The sequence below is a fragment of the Leptospira yanagawae serovar Saopaulo str. Sao Paulo = ATCC 700523 genome (assembly GCF_000332475.2).
GTDB lineage: Bacteria > Spirochaetota > Leptospiria > Leptospirales > Leptospiraceae > Leptospira_A > Leptospira_A yanagawae.
Genome location: NZ_AOGX02000047.1, coordinates 46,669 through 60,538, shown reverse-complemented (window position 1 = coordinate 60,538; position 13,870 = coordinate 46,669). Strand labels below are relative to the sequence as shown.

At 38.8% G+C, this 13,870-nt stretch carries 19 protein-coding genes; 11 read left to right on the top strand and 8 right to left on the bottom strand.

Features of this window, described 5'->3' with window-relative positions; genetic code table 11:
• The first annotated feature begins 116 nt into the window (after positions 1-116).
• Together pnuC and LEP1GSC202_RS18350 are read left to right on the top strand one after the other, a co-directional pair.
• Positions 117-779, top strand: a complete 663-nt coding sequence (pnuC, locus tag LEP1GSC202_RS18355) for a nicotinamide riboside transporter PnuC (protein WP_039929533.1) — start codon at positions 117-119, stop codon at positions 777-779.
• Between the two features lie 157 nt (positions 780-936).
• The gene (locus tag LEP1GSC202_RS18350; protein WP_015679232.1) at positions 937-1,161 is read left to right on the top strand and encodes a type II toxin-antitoxin system Phd/YefM family antitoxin; all 225 of its coding nucleotides are present in this window, start codon (positions 937-939) and stop codon (positions 1,159-1,161) included.
• Positions 1,162-1,251: 90 nt separating this feature from the next.
• Here LEP1GSC202_RS18350 and cutA read toward each other — a convergent pair whose 3' ends face one another.
• The 5 genes from cutA to LEP1GSC202_RS18325 are packed head-to-tail and all read right to left on the bottom strand — an operon-like array spanning position 1,252 to position 3,236.
• Positions 1,252-1,581: a divalent-cation tolerance protein CutA gene (gene cutA, locus LEP1GSC202_RS18345; protein ID WP_015679452.1), complete on the bottom strand. Its 330-nt coding sequence runs from the start codon at positions 1,579-1,581 to the stop codon at positions 1,252-1,254.
• A 50-nt stretch (positions 1,582-1,631) separates the two neighbouring features.
• Positions 1,632-1,877 (bottom strand): hypothetical protein, encoded by a 246-nt coding sequence (locus tag LEP1GSC202_RS18340; RefSeq protein WP_015679383.1) that lies wholly within the window; start codon positions 1,875-1,877, stop codon positions 1,632-1,634.
• Between the two features lie 7 nt (positions 1,878-1,884).
• The gene (locus LEP1GSC202_RS18335; protein ID WP_015679344.1) at positions 1,885-2,217 is read right to left on the bottom strand and encodes an LBF_4227 family protein; all 333 of its coding nucleotides are present in this window, start codon (positions 2,215-2,217) and stop codon (positions 1,885-1,887) included.
• On the bottom strand, positions 2,218-2,502 hold the full coding sequence (locus tag LEP1GSC202_RS18330) for a DUF883 family protein (RefSeq protein WP_015679463.1): 285 nt from the start codon (positions 2,500-2,502) through the stop codon (positions 2,218-2,220).
• Positions 2,503-2,510: 8 nt separating this feature from the next.
• On the bottom strand, positions 2,511-3,236 hold the full coding sequence (locus LEP1GSC202_RS18325) for a response regulator transcription factor (protein ID WP_012476707.1): 726 nt from the start codon (positions 3,234-3,236) through the stop codon (positions 2,511-2,513).
• 58 nt (positions 3,237-3,294) lie between these two features.
• Between LEP1GSC202_RS18325 and LEP1GSC202_RS18320 the strand changes: the two genes are divergently transcribed.
• Positions 3,295-3,711, top strand: a complete 417-nt coding sequence (locus LEP1GSC202_RS18320; protein WP_015679428.1) for a DUF4279 domain-containing protein — start codon at positions 3,295-3,297, stop codon at positions 3,709-3,711.
• Here the strand turns inward: LEP1GSC202_RS18320 and LEP1GSC202_RS18315 are convergent.
• Positions 3,680-4,039, bottom strand: a complete 360-nt coding sequence (locus LEP1GSC202_RS18315; protein ID WP_039929529.1) for a hypothetical protein — start codon at positions 4,037-4,039, stop codon at positions 3,680-3,682. The genes LEP1GSC202_RS18320 and LEP1GSC202_RS18315 overlap by 32 nt on opposite strands.
• Positions 4,040-4,050: 11 nt before the next feature.
• Here LEP1GSC202_RS18315 and LEP1GSC202_RS18310 point away from each other — a divergent pair, with 11 nt between their 5' ends.
• Entirely contained in the window at positions 4,051-5,022 is a 972-nt protein-coding gene (locus tag LEP1GSC202_RS18310) for an amino acid--tRNA ligase-related protein (RefSeq protein WP_015679434.1), read from the top strand.
• Between the two features lie 158 nt (positions 5,023-5,180).
• Here the strand turns inward: LEP1GSC202_RS18310 and LEP1GSC202_RS18305 are convergent, their stop codons facing one another.
• Entirely contained in the window at positions 5,181-5,576 is a 396-nt protein-coding gene (locus LEP1GSC202_RS18305; RefSeq protein ID WP_015679239.1) for an LA_2478/LA_2722/LA_4182 family protein, read from the bottom strand.
• Between the two features lie 90 nt (positions 5,577-5,666).
• Here LEP1GSC202_RS18305 and LEP1GSC202_RS18300 point away from each other — a divergent pair, with 90 nt between their 5' ends.
• The 4 genes from LEP1GSC202_RS18300 (at position 5,667) to LEP1GSC202_RS18285 (ending at position 9,357) form a co-directional block, all read left to right on the top strand.
• A complete protein-coding gene (locus LEP1GSC202_RS18300) occupies positions 5,667-6,251 on the top strand; it encodes a DUF6935 domain-containing protein (protein WP_039929526.1) in 585 nt (194 codons plus the stop codon).
• Positions 6,252-7,064 carry a ZIP family metal transporter gene (locus tag LEP1GSC202_RS18295; RefSeq protein ID WP_015679266.1) on the top strand — a complete coding sequence of 271 codons (813 nt, stop codon included), beginning with the start codon at positions 6,252-6,254 and terminating at the stop codon, positions 7,062-7,064.
• Positions 7,065-7,985: 921 nt separating this feature from the next.
• A complete protein-coding gene (locus tag LEP1GSC202_RS18290; RefSeq protein WP_244147776.1) occupies positions 7,986-8,606 on the top strand; it encodes an ankyrin repeat domain-containing protein in 621 nt (206 codons plus the stop codon).
• A 250-nt stretch (positions 8,607-8,856) separates the two neighbouring features.
• Positions 8,857-9,357, top strand: coding sequence for a hypothetical protein (locus LEP1GSC202_RS18285; protein ID WP_156825431.1), 501 nt, complete (start codon positions 8,857-8,859; stop codon positions 9,355-9,357).
• Positions 9,358-9,625: 268 nt separating this feature from the next.
• On the opposite strand, the gene LEP1GSC202_RS18280 is transcribed toward LEP1GSC202_RS18285, so the two are convergent.
• Entirely contained in the window at positions 9,626-11,395 is a 1,770-nt protein-coding gene (locus tag LEP1GSC202_RS18280; protein ID WP_039929525.1) for an alginate export family protein, read from the bottom strand.
• 457 nt (positions 11,396-11,852) lie between these two features.
• On the opposite strand from LEP1GSC202_RS18280, the gene LEP1GSC202_RS18275 reads away from it, so the two are divergent.
• From LEP1GSC202_RS18275 to LEP1GSC202_RS18265, 3 genes are all read left to right on the top strand, one after another.
• Complete coding sequence (locus tag LEP1GSC202_RS18275; protein ID WP_039929522.1) at positions 11,853-12,380, top strand: GNAT family N-acetyltransferase; 528 nt, start codon at positions 11,853-11,855, stop codon at positions 12,378-12,380.
• A gap of 227 nt (positions 12,381-12,607) precedes the next feature.
• A complete protein-coding gene (locus LEP1GSC202_RS18270; protein WP_015679242.1) occupies positions 12,608-13,582 on the top strand; it encodes a DKNYY domain-containing protein in 975 nt (324 codons plus the stop codon).
• A gap of 10 nt (positions 13,583-13,592) precedes the next feature.
• Positions 13,593-13,832, top strand: coding sequence for a TIGR02450 family Trp-rich protein (locus tag LEP1GSC202_RS18265; protein ID WP_015679443.1), 240 nt, complete (start codon positions 13,593-13,595; stop codon positions 13,830-13,832).
• The last annotated feature ends 38 nt before the right edge of the window (positions 13,833-13,870 follow it).

Below are 13,870 nucleotides of genomic sequence, written 5' to 3'. Positions count from 1 at the left end.
AAAAGTCAATGATGTTACCCCGATTCACAAATTTTATCAATTTTGAAACCAAATTCGAAACCATTTCGTTGGTTTGGTAATGATTGGTGAGAATTCACTATAGAGACTAAAAATTGATGATGGATTTCTTTTTTTTGAAACAATACCTATCCTTAGAATATCCAATCTTTGAATTGTTTGGGTATCCTTTATCATTACTTGAATTTTTAGGTACCACTTCTGGACTTATTTGTGTGTATTTGGCCTCTAGAAATCACATCCTTACTTGGCCCATTGGTATTTTTAACTCCATTTGTTTTTTCTTTTTATTTTTCCAAATCCAATTGTATTCTGATATGTTGTTACAGATCTATTTTTTTGGATCGAGCATTTATGGTTGGGTCATCTGGAGAAAACGAACCGGTTCCTTCACGAAAATTGTTTCTCTTGGCAAAGAAAAAAATCTAATTTTGTTTGTATGCCTTGTGATTGGTACTTTTGGTCTTGGCCAATTCACAAAACACCTACCAAATTGGTTCCCCAGTTTATTTGTAAAACCACCTGACTTTTTGTATTGGGATGCTTTTACCACTGTAGCAAGCATTTTCGCCAATTTGTTACTTGCCCAAAGGAAATTAGAATCTTGGTTTTTATGGGTGTTCGTGGATCTAGTTTGTATTGTCCTCTACCACTTAAAGGGAATCCCATTTGTGACCATTGAATATGTGGTTTTCCTTCTCATCGCATTTTATGGCTCTTGGCATTGGTATCAGGAATACCTTGTGAATCAAAAAACATAAAACAGGATATGCATTTATCCTTTGGCTTTACGATGGATTGATCCTTTCGAGGCGCCCGAATGCCGTTTGCGAAAGCCTATGTAGATCAATGATATATGAACTTAAAAATTAATGTAGAATTATTGACAAGTAGTCAAGAAAATCATAAATCCAAACTATGAAATCATACCCTGTTGGAGAACTAAAAAGTAATTTATCAAACATATTGGAGTTAGTTCAAAAAGGAAAAGAGGTTGAAATTCTTTTTGGGAAAAACAAAAAGCCTGTGGCAAAGATTGTTCCGTTGCACCCTCAAAAAAAAGGAGAAAGGAAATTAGGAATTTTAAAAGGGAAATCCAAGGTTACTTTTGCCGCTGATTTTAAAATGACGGAAGGGGAATGATTGATTTCCAGAATGAAGCTAACAGGTTTTAAAACAATTTGGTGATTAGGGAGAATGAAATATTATGAAAATCATTACTAACCTGTTTACTCACGAATTCTTTTTGATTTTGTCGGCAACAAACGCTTTGTAGGCGGGGCTACCAAAACTCACATCCATCCGTATGACCTCTGGTGCCATGTATGGGTGGTGTTTCATGATATAGGCTTCGATGGCTTCGTATTTGTCGGCCTTTGCTTTGAGGAGGATTTTGTTTTCGGTATCAACCGTGATTTTCCCTTCCCAAAGGTAAACAAGTTCCACTTCTGTAAAGATGGTGCCTGATACGATAATGCCTTGTTCCAACATTTCAGAGATATGTTCTTCTGCCATGTCGCGGTCGCCAATTGTGGTAAATACTAAAATTTCTTCCGATGCCATCTTGTTCCCTGTTTTGTTTTTAATAGGATCGGCAAGGGAGAGGGGATTCCTTATTCTTTTGGTGATTCCTTTTGCAAATAACTTTGGATCCCTTCCTTGGCTTTGTCTAAGATTCCCGATTCACGAAGGGAACGGGTTACCCGTTGCCAAAATTTGATTTTGCCTTCTAATTCATTCCAACCGAGTTGCAAGTCCATCCGTTTGATTTTGAGTAACATCCGTAATTCGGACAAGGTCATGTCCTTTGGGTCTTTGTCGAGGTAACGGTTGTGGTCTTGGAAGGGATTGAACACCATAGTTTAGTTACTTACGAAATACAAAGGATAAAAAAAGGACGGCAAAGAGTAAAAAACCAATTCCGGTTCCAAAACTGGAAAGGATGGGATCTCCTGCCGCGATAAATTTTTGTATGCTTAGGAAAATTCCGTACGAAGTGTACAATAACCCCAAAAAAATTAGAGTGAGAGCTGTGAATACCCAAACCGATTTTTTAACAAATTTTTGCACATAAAACTGTATGTTCTTCTGCAGATAAATGACCATCACTTCTGCATAAGACACGAGTTTGGCGATGAATTCTTCGAAGGTGGCTTTTAAACCACCTTTTTTGCGGTGTTTCGTGTGTCTTTCGTCCAATTATTTCTTCTTAAAAAACCAACCAAGGGCAAGACCAAGTCCAAGTCCAACACCAAATCCAATCACAGCTGCTTTTTGTGGGTTTTCTTTTACATAATTTCCCACATTATCAATCACTTCTTTGGCACGGATTGAGGCTTCTTCACTGGCTTTTCCTAATTTTTGTTTGATGTCACTTACTTGTTCCATATACTTCTCCTTGGCTCTTTGTTCAATTTCCTTGGCTTTTTTCTCATACAACTTGATTTCGTCGATGAGGGACTTTTCTTTTTTCACTTCTTCCATAACGTTTGTTAGTCTGGTACGACAATGTTTTCAAAATTGTCTGTGAATCGGTATCCAATTCCCCAAATGGTTTCAATCCATTCTGGTTGTGCAGAATTTTTTTCCAGTTTCGAACGAATTCGTTTGATGTGACTGTCGATCATCCTTTCAAAACCATCCCATTCTACTCCCCAAACTGATTCTAAAATCATTTCGCGAGAAAAAACTTTTCCTGGTGAACCAGCGAGCAGTTGTAAAATGTCAAATTCCTTACGGGAAATGTTGATGATATTTTCGTTTAACGTAACACGGCGACGTATAGAATCTATCTTTAAGGCTCCACGAATGATTTCACCCGCTTGGCCCACATTGGGTTTGATTCCAATTTTTTTATCCCAACGGCGGAAGAACACATCGACACGAGTTTTAAGTTCTCGTACAGAAAACGGTTTTGTGATGTAATCATCAGCACCTAACTCGAGTCCCATGATGCGATCTATTTCTTCTGTTCTAGCAGAAAGAATAAAAATGGGAGTACTTTCGTCTGATTTACGAATGCTACGGCAAATTTCCATACCATCAATGTCAGGAAGTGAAAGGTCAAGAATCACCAAATCAGGATGATTGGATTTATAAAATTTCAATCCATCTTCGCCATTTTCAAAAACGGAGGTGGTGTAGTGAGCAGAATCGAGAGATTTCCGGATTAGGTTTCCGATGTCCGGATCGTCCTCAATTACCAAAATATTTTTCATGTTTTTCCCTTGAGTTCTTTCTCAATTTGGTTCTTGTAGTAGAAAAAAAAAGTAAAAAATGGAATTGGGAACACAAAGAGAACTAAAATCGTGGGCAATGTTTGCCATCAGTGGGGTCAGGCTACGTCCTTTGGAAGTGACGGAAAAACTAGGCCTTACACCTGACTATTACCACGGTGGGGATGTGAAAGACATCGAAAATATGACAATTCCGAGTCATTGGCAGCTCAATTCTAAGTTAGGACCCGAGTTCTCTCCCCAAGACCATATTTGGGACATCCTAAAAGTACTGGGTCCCGTTCGCAAAGAACTAAAAGAGTTCACGGAAAACTTCGATTCGACGATTTACGTCTCCGTCGAATTTGCTTCCGAATTCACAAAAGGGGTCACTTTGGATAAACGGACGATGCTTTTGTTAGGTGAATTGGGAGTGCAATTGGAAATCATCCCCTGGGATCTCGATGAGACTCCCTAAGGATGGTTTCACTTGGGAACACAAGTTTTGTGAGGCCAAATCGTTTGAGGTAGTGGAGGCTTGCAAGGGTGAGTCCATTTAACACTAGGACTCGTTTTTTCAATCGTAAGTCTCGTGCCATATTCAGTAGTTTGGTGAGTAGGGTGATCGGAAGGTAAGGTAAATTGGAGAGATCCATTTGGATATGGGATCTTGTTTGGAAAAATAACATATGCATGACTGAGTCCAATTCTTCTTCCAGATCCGCATGGACTATTTTGGAGGAGATGACAATTTCATAAGCATTTTGGATTTCCCTTACAGATAAGTATTTTGTTTTTTTTGCCATCGAGGTTAGTTTTGCAGGTTTTACCAAAAGATACACTCATTTTTCGTTCCAAACTTTTACAAAGCGTAAGAGAGATTTTAAACCGAAATGAATTTATGGAAGTCGATACACCCACACTGAAACCCATTGTGGGAATGGAACCATATTTGGATCCTTTTGAGGTGCGCTCTCCTTCGGGGAAAGAAAAGGGTTATCTCATCACTTCACCTGAATATAGTTTAAAACAAATGATGGCGACGGGTTTATCTCGTATCTTTGAACTAGCACATACCTACCGATCGGGTGAAGTAGGGAGTTCGTTTCATACGAAAGAGTTCCTGATGTTAGAACTCTATGCAGAAGGAATGGATGATGCGGTATTGCGTCATTTTATCGAAAAGTTTTTAAGGGAACTCATTTTTTCCGTTGGTGAACCTAAACTCCATAACCAATTGTCGAAACCAGGTTGGATTCGCCATTTCAGTGTGAAGGAAGTATTCCTCATCCACCTTGGGCATGGATTTGAAAGGGAAAATTTAATCCAAACCATCATAAAACTCAAATTAACTGCCACACCACAAAAGGAACTGGATGGATGGCCTTATGAAGATTTGTTCTTTTTGGTTTTTCTAAATTGCATCGAACCAAAATTAGGTGAAGGAATTGTCTTTTTGTATGATTACCCACAGGAATGTGCGGCCCTTGCACGGATTGAGGCAGGAGTTGCCAAACGATTTGAAATCTATTGGGACGGTTTAGAACTAGCCAATGCGTTTTATGAACTGAATGATGCAAACGAACAACGAAATCGTTTTGAAGCAGAACAAACGTTACGTGCCAAATTGGGCAAAGAAGTATTCCCCATTGACGAAGACTTTGTCACTGCCTTAGGGAAAGGATTCCCAGACTGTTCTGGGATCTCAATTGGGATGGACCGATTGGCTTTGAAACTCACGGGGAAAAAAAGTTTAAGCGAAGTGAGCCCATACTGGATGGAAAGTTAGGAAAAATTGGGTTGGTTTTTTTGCCTTGTGCTCTTTGGAGTACGAATCTGTTCCAAAGATTGGAAGGGATCCTTCGGAATGGTAATCGAAACGTTGCCAATGGGAGGAGACTCCCATGACAACTAACATCACTCCATTTGGGAATGCAATTGGGTGCTTTATTCCTCTTCGGATTGGAATTTTTCACAAGAAGAAGGTACTTTCCCTTCTTCTAGGTCAGCACAAGAAAATGCAGCCATCTCCTTGGCACATTGTTTCATGTCTTCGATGTCTTGTTTGGTGAGTTTTTTGGTTGGTTTTTCATTGGATGCAGGTTTTTGGCCTTCCACTATGTATTGTTTGTATCGCGATTCACAGACATTTCCATTTACAAATTGGGATTCGAACATTTTCCTTTGTTCAGGAGGGAGGTCTTTTAATTTCTCTTTCATACATTCCGATGATTTCGCACACATTTTTTTGGATAGTGCCTGGAATTCTTTTGCATCCTTTAATGTTTGTGAGGTGACAAGAAGTGGGAAAAGGATTAAACCCAAAGTCAAAAATTTTTTCATACGAAAATGGTAGTCCGAAGTTCCATTTGGTAAAGAAAAAATTTAGAAAAAGGATTGCATCGGGAACAAATCACAGTAAGATTTTCGCCCATGAAACGAATCGTATCCATTCTCCTTGTCTCGTTCAGTGTCTCACTTGTGGCACAAAATTTGACAGAACGCAAACCTGTCAGTTTTTCATCGGAACCTTCATCGATTGAAGAATTCAAAACCATCCAATTGGCTACTGCAAACTCACCTGAAGGTGCCGCTGCGATGCTCGTTCTTGCGATGTCTATGTATGGAAAAAATCCTGAGTTGGGAAGGAAAGCAATTGTACTATCCATCCTTTCTAAAAATAGACAAAAGTCCAATAAACCAACGGCAGTGGACGGAGTGGATTTAGGTGGGAGTGATTCCTACTTACTTGGCCAACTCGATAAATACAAAATGTTGCCAAACGGGTATTGGAAAGGGGCAGAACCATCTAACGGGTATACGCCGAGTTTACCACTTACTGTTGAAACATATACCAATCCATATTCTGGAGATGAAACCTCGGGGAAACTCAAACTTTTCGTGGCAACAAAGGGTGCGTCGAGTTACAGACCTGTGAGTGTCGAAAAGGATACCGATGGGCTATGGCGTTCGAAAGAAATGAGTTCTTTATTTGTTGGGATGATGCCCGCCAAATAAATGTTTGTTGATTTACTCTCTCTCCACCCAGTGGTTTTGGCACTCCTTGCCACTGGGTTTACTTGGTTTTGTACTGCTTTTGGTGCAGGATTTGTTTTTTTCTTTCGCACAGTGCCAAGGCCTGTGTTTAATGCGATGCTTGGGTTTGCTTCGGGCATCATGATCGCCGCCAGTTTTTGGTCACTCTTACTCCCTTCCATAGAACTTTCGGAAAACGCTGGCAAACCTGCCTGGCTCCATGTGAGTATTGGGTTTTTGTCAGGTGGACTTTGTTTGTTTGCCCTCCACAAACTCTTGCCACACTTACATGTGGGACTGGAAGAAAACCGATTGGAAGGAGGGAAGTCTTCTTTCCAAAGGAGTTTGTTACTCATCCTTGCCATCACTTTACACAATTTACCCGAAGGACTTGCGGTCGGTGTCGCCTTTGGTGCCTTAGGTGAAGGATTCACATATGAAGCGTTGATGGCGGCAATGGTTGTTGCGTTTGGGATTGGGATCCAAAACATCCCAGAGGGTGCTGCTGTTTCGATCCCTTTGTTACGCGAAGGGTTTAGTGCCAAAAAAAGTTTTTGGTATGGGCAATTATCAGGGTTTGTGGAACCAATTGGGGGAATTCTCGGTGCGGCCCTTGTGTTTTATGTAGAAAGTATTTTGCCTTTTGCGTTATCGTTCGCGGCAGGTGCAATGATCTTTGTGGTCGTGGAAGAGCTCATCCCCGAATCCCATACGGGAAAGGAAACTGAGATGTCAACCCTTGGGGCGATGTTTGGATTTGTGCTCATGATGGCACTTGATGTGGGACTAGGGTGAAAGTGGATTGGTACGTAGAAATCCCCGCCCTATCTGGACTGGGTGGGGTATTCCACCCGCCACCCAATGGCTCCATTTACCATATATCACTTGTTTTGTGAATTCATTTCCCAAAATCTAAAAAAAATTCTCGCAAAAAGTTCACATTTTCACTTGGATCAGAATCAGAAATGATTTTTGTGAAATGTTTGGGTAGATGATGGAATCATTTATGTTAAGTTAGCAATGAGGAATGACTGGAATGTTTGAGTTGGAACTAAAGAGCCGAAACGCACCGGTTATCTAAACAAACAGCCAGATTCACTTTTATTTACCAGGATACTTTTCATTTGATAAAAATTTCATAACGGAGCTTCCGTTTGATCCTAAAACGGTTGATGCCGTGGAACTCAAGCGGAAGTTCATTGTGGCAGAAAGAAAAGTGATTACGTTACTTAAGATCATTGATACGGGGAAAAAATTGGAATCCCCGTTGGATAGGAACCTGCATTCAACGAAGGTGTGATGAACCGTTTTCTAAATTGATTAGGTGGTAAGTTTCGCTTACATTAAAATCTTATCTCTATTTTTCCTACATGATAAACTAGTTGCAAATAAGAACCAGATTGAGGGGAAATGACATACGGAAGTCATGGAATTTTTGCTTGGACCAATGACTTTACGCGGAATGAAATGGAACAAAAATCGAATCTTAACAAACCCAAATTACTGTTGTTCATAGTTCTCTTCCCAATCTTTACATTTGGTTGTATTTGGACAAAAACAAAGTCTTATTATTTAAAGCTAACTGAAGCGAATCTCTTAGACAAAGAGGTTGATAAAAAACAGATAAGGCACTTTGATCCTCGAAAATTCCAAAATACACCGCAATGGGAAATTGCAAGGGCGATTTATCTTTATGATGAGAACCAATTACAAACTTTGCTTTCCGAAAAAAAGGTTGATTTGAACATCCCCAATGATGTTGGAATCCCATTATTAAGTTTGGCAATTGTTTGGGACCGAGAAGGGGCGGTACTTCCCCTTCTAGAACATGGTGCTAATCCAAATTTTAAGTCAGTTTTAAACCCTGAGTCTCCTATGATTTATGCAGCTCGCCAAAGTCCTGCCACGTTGAAATTACTCCTCGATCATGGTGGAGATCCCAATGCAAAGGCAATCTATGATGAGAGTTTGTTAGATGAAAATCATCCGCCAGAATCAGCCTTGAGCGTTGCTGCGAAGAAAGGTCATTTCAAGAGTGTAGAGATGCTCGTGGAGAAAGGTGCGGATGTCAATTTTGGGCATGGTCGTGCAGTATCGGACTCAATGACCCAAGATCATCTTGGTATCACATTGTTTTTGTTAAAAAATGGCTTCGACTTGAGTATGGAGTTATACCCTACGGGATATGAAGCTAAATTGATTCAAGAAAGATTGCAAATTAATGAAAGATCAAGAAATACTCCTCGGTTTAATGAATGGGACTTTAATAAGATCGTTTCCTTTCTCAAAGAAAAGGGAATTGAATACAAGCATGTGAAACCGGATAAAGTCCATTGATCAGATACATTTCAGTAAATTGCGAAATGGGAAAAAAGATAGCGCGATGGAACGATCAAAGATAAGTTAATCGAAAGGATGCGGAGGATCACTAATGTGGATTAGTAAAAGGATAATTGTTGTATTTTACTTCTTTTTTCTTCAATTCTTTTCCTTTTTGGAATGCAAAAAGGAAGACAACACCGTATCTGCTACTGAAGATCGCAGGCAATTACAGTTAGAAAGCCAATCCACGGAACCTGGTCTTTGTTTGGCAGCTTATTCGAACGATAAGAAAGGATATAAATCGCTTCTTCAGTTTTTAAGGATAGAATTTAGCATCGATTATTCGGAGAAGGAATTGGAGGTGGCTTCAATTTCTGGTGTGAGGTTCTTCCTATCTAAGGATTACTTAAGGACGAGAAGACCTCATTCGAGTACACTTTATGAATTTAAAGTAACTACGGATGATTTAGGCATACTTACACTCGAGCGTAATGGTAAAAATGTTTTCCTAGCAGGCATCATTTCGAAAAGCATGGCTAATGATTTGTACTATTGGATTTATAAAGATTACTCTCTGGTCAAATTTGCGCTAGAAAATAAGAATAAAGATCCCTATCAAACCACCGAAATCGGTAAATTTGGTATTTACGATAAAATGAAGCTCGAATCCGAATGTTTGAACCAAAAAGAGATCGATGCAAATTTTGACCAGGCAGTTCTCGAAAAATCCCAAGGACCTGAACCCACGGATGAGTTTAGCAATTAAAATCCATTCAGCTCGCGCGAGCGATCAATCCGCAAGCGACCATTAGACCGTAAAGCGTGGTTGTTCTTTATGGGAATGACACTCCACTAACAGATGCGAGGCTCCACAAAAAAATTTAAGATTCTTTGAAATCATATTTGATGGTGGCCAAAGTAAGTTTCCTTGTATTATTGTTTTGATGCTTTTGAAACAACCGAAAAATTCCCTTGTCTCAATTTGCATCGAAACAAGGGAGGATCCTACCGAGTATTCGTAAGACAATTTATTTCTAAAATTGTGCAGTCATCATCAGATACGCAAACTGTGCGTTTTTTCCAAATTGGTTTGTATACACATTCGCATTGACGGTTCGGTCATTTACTTTGTTTTGGATGGCATCCCCTGCAAAGATCATACTATAACCTGCTTCCAATAATATGTTTTTGTAAGGGATATTGTATTTCACATCCACTTCGCGGAAGAGAGAACGGCCAAGGTAGGAAACAGGTCGATTGTCCCCAGCCCCTTTTTCGGTAAGGACTTGGCTTGTGTCATATTGGTTATTGGAAAAGGATTCCGTACTCGCACCTGACTTCGCAACTCCAGCAATGTCATACCAACTATCCTGCAATTTGTGTTTCTCAATGGCAAAATAGTCAATACGAAATGATCCGTAGGATTCAGTCGCATAACTTAGATTTACCGATCTAGATTTCATATTCACCCAACTGATTTGGTCGGCCATTCCATAAAACAAATGGTTAGTGTGGAATAAGTTTTGGAAGGATGCAATCGATCCATCCGCACGATTTGGATCGCCACTTCCTACATCATACGCGGCTCCCACTCGGAATTTTGCAATCGTATAACCAATGTCAGCACCAAAAGCATAGGTTTTGTATCGTTCTTTTTCTCGGTATAAATTTTGTTGGTAGGTGGTATTGGTGAGGGGGTCAACCATATTCACATTGGTTTGGAAACTATCCCATTTCGGAGTGACATTTCTGCCTGTTGTTCCCGTTTGCACTGCATATTCAAAGGAATAGTCGATGGCCTGTAAGGCTTTTTTATTCGCTTGGGTTTTGTTTGTGAGCCGCATCCCATAGGTATGGAGCACGTCCCACCTGCCAGCTCTCGTATTGGGATTTCCGACTTCTCCTGTTGTGAGGACAAGGGATTGGTTTGCCCTAAGGTATTCTTTTTGCAAACCAAGATAATACAAATCAATATGAAGGTAATCAGAGGGTTTGAGTGTATTGTAGAATCCAGTGAAATAAGAGTCACCTAACTCTTGTCTTTGTGCATCAATTTTTGCTGTACAGACTTTTGTCCCATTATAAGGACAGTCGAGATATGTATTGTATTGATTTTTGACACCAAAATTGGTTGTGTTCCCAGTGATATCAGAGTGGCGTTCGCTCACTGATGTAACAAAGATATGAGAAGAAAAATATTTATCTTCCCATTTCAGTCGTAACCCATCAAAACTCCTTCCCACATTGGTCCAATCAAGAGATCCAACCAATCGTTCATCACCATAACGCAAAATCTGTCGGCCCACTTGGAAGTGGAAGGGAAAATTGAAATTGTTTTTCACTTCTACATAGGCTTCTCTCACATCTGTGCTTTGCCTTGTGCCATCGTTGGCTGTTGACAAACCAGTCAATGAACCTTTTTCAGCACCCCAAAGGCGGCTGTCTTGGAAGGTCACTTTGGCAATCACATCTTTTGTGAATTCTTTTTGGATCCAAAACTGAATCTTTTGGCCAGTGAAATCAACATTGTCATTGGTATTCCGATTAAAATCAAAATTATACTTCATTTCAGGTCGAACTCGGACAAGGGCACCAGCGCTGAATCCATCTGACCAAGTAGGAGGTGGTGGAGTTTGTTTCGGTTCTGTGGCAGTTTGTACGGAGGGAGAGGTGTTTTGGGGAGGTTGGTTTGGATTCGAGGTTAAGTTTGGACTTTGGGGTTCTTGTACTGTTGGTTGCGCTATCAATACAGTTTCAAATGACAATACCAACAAAAACAGATAGAATATCATGGATCTTTGCATTTTCAATTTTTGAAAGACCAAATGCGGTCTTCTCCTATGCCAAAAACGAATGCAAGAATCGTACAGATCTTAGGAAAAAATTTTAAAAAAGTTTAAAACCTATGAATTATTGGACATTATGTACTTTGATCCTAAAAAATCAAATCAGGTAGTTTCAGAATCCAAATGCATTCCGTGTATTTGATCATCTGAATGTTCTTAATTTCTAAAATATGTGTATACTTTGAGCATAGTGATTGGTTGAAAATCATACCCTGTTTGGTAAATTCAGAAATCTTGTATAAGAATTGACGTCGTTGCAGCACTTACCATAAGTTATGTACCGAACTTGGCCGGGGCGATATCGGGGTTTTTTGCTTGTTTGTTTAGGCAAACGATAAACTAGTTCCTTACGGCTCGTCGATGGACTTTTGTGGTTGTCCAACCTGCCAGGCAAGTGTTAAAAATTGAATCTAATATGAAGATCAAATTAAGAAACTTTTCCGAATTGGATATAGAACAAATTTATTCTTGGTCAAAAAATGAAGAATTTTTACTCATTTGGGCAGGACCATTATATAAAATGGACTCTCTAAAGGATCAATTAAAAAACGATTTAGAATATGCTTCCACCCATCCCGAAAGATTCAAAATATTTTCAGTGATCGATTCAGATAATTCAGATCTCATTGGTCACTGCCAGTTAACCATCGATCAATCAAACGAATCAGCTCATATCTCTCGCATTTTGGTTGGGAACGAAAACTTTAGGGGCAAAGGTATCGGTCGACAAATAATCACAAATTTATTAGAGATAACATTTTTAAAATTAAATCTCAATCGAGTTACATTGAATGTTTACGATTTTAATGTAACTGCAATTGACTGTTATAAAAAAACTGGTTTCAAAAAAGAAGGATTACTAAGAGAAAATACAAAATTCAAAGGAACATTCTGGTCCACAATTCCAATGGCAATTCTAAAATCAGAATACCAAAATCTTTAAAACCTCGATTCTACATTCATCATATATCGCGCGTTAATCTAAGATATGCAACATTTTTTTGGACTTTAAACGATTCACAATCATTCAAAAATTCTGATTTGGTTCGGACGATGCAAAACAAGGCCTACTGGTACAAACTTTGGATCGTTTCGCGGTGGGGGGTTTCAAAAGATTGTCCAAATAAATATTGTATTATATAGAAAGTGAGATATAAGTAGTAGGTTTAGATGGAATTGACAAAGTTAAAAAACAATTTGATGTTTAAACAATCGAATCAAGCTGTTAAAACAGTAAAACATTTGATTGTAAGGTTTAACCTTCTGATTTGTATGTTCCTTTTTTTAGGAAACTGTGCCCAATCACCAAAATACCACAAAAAATATTTTTTCTTTGCATACTTTGGAGAGAAAAAAATTGATACTACATCCAGAATGGATTTTCAAATTTTAAGTGAACATTTTGCAAGTGATTCACAGAATATCTACTTCGATGAACAGATCTTAAAAGGAGTAGATAGAGATTCCTTTGTTGTATTAAATGATTATTATTTGAAAGATAAAAATTTTGTGTATTACTATCAAATTACTTCTGATATCACCATCAATTCTCCTAAAGTATTCATTATTTTAATACCTTTGGATTTAACCGTTAAGTTTGAGAAAAAACTAAATGTCGACATTGTAAAGGATGCTGATCCAAAAACATTTTCCCCATTCCCAAAAAACAAGTTAGACTACGGTTATGCGATCGATAAACACCATCTATATTATATGGGTTCGGAGGTAACCTTCGTCAATCAAATGGCAGAAGTGAGATTTTTGGAAAAAACAGTGCATCCAATTCTGATCACTCCTTCCGAGGTTGTCTACCAAGGAAAGATAATCAGTAAAGACGTAGGTACGTTCCAAGTTTTCGGAAATTATGCGAAAGATAAACAAAATTGTTTTTTTATCGATTTTGAAAAAATGGATCAATTTCCCTGTTTGGCGAATCAGCTTTCAACTTTGGAATATAACGAACAAAATCCATGGGGGTATGTGCATTCCGATTACGCAAAGGATTTAAAAAATGTTTATTATCAGGGAAAGGTAATCGAAGGCGCCGATCCAAAGACATTTACTTTGCTCGAAGGTGACAAGGACCATTGTTGTTTGGCTAAAGATAAAAAAAATAGATACAACCAAGGGATTCAACTGAATTGATAAATGGAAAATGAAACCTTCCCCTTTGCAAAATAAAATCAATCCGAAAAAACTATTACTCTCAAAATGGACCTCGGTAAACGTTTTGGAAAGAGAAAAACATTTTATCGTGACCAAAGTCCATTGGCATCAAGGGTCAACGGATAAGCTTGATCAAGTGACAATCGAAGCCATCCTCACGAAGAAGTCAAAAATGATTCCTTGGGAAAATTTGAAAGATAATTCCCAATGGTTACCAGGTTGGAAGTAGTGATGAAGAGTAGGGCATTTGCCTTCAGAATCGCTTAT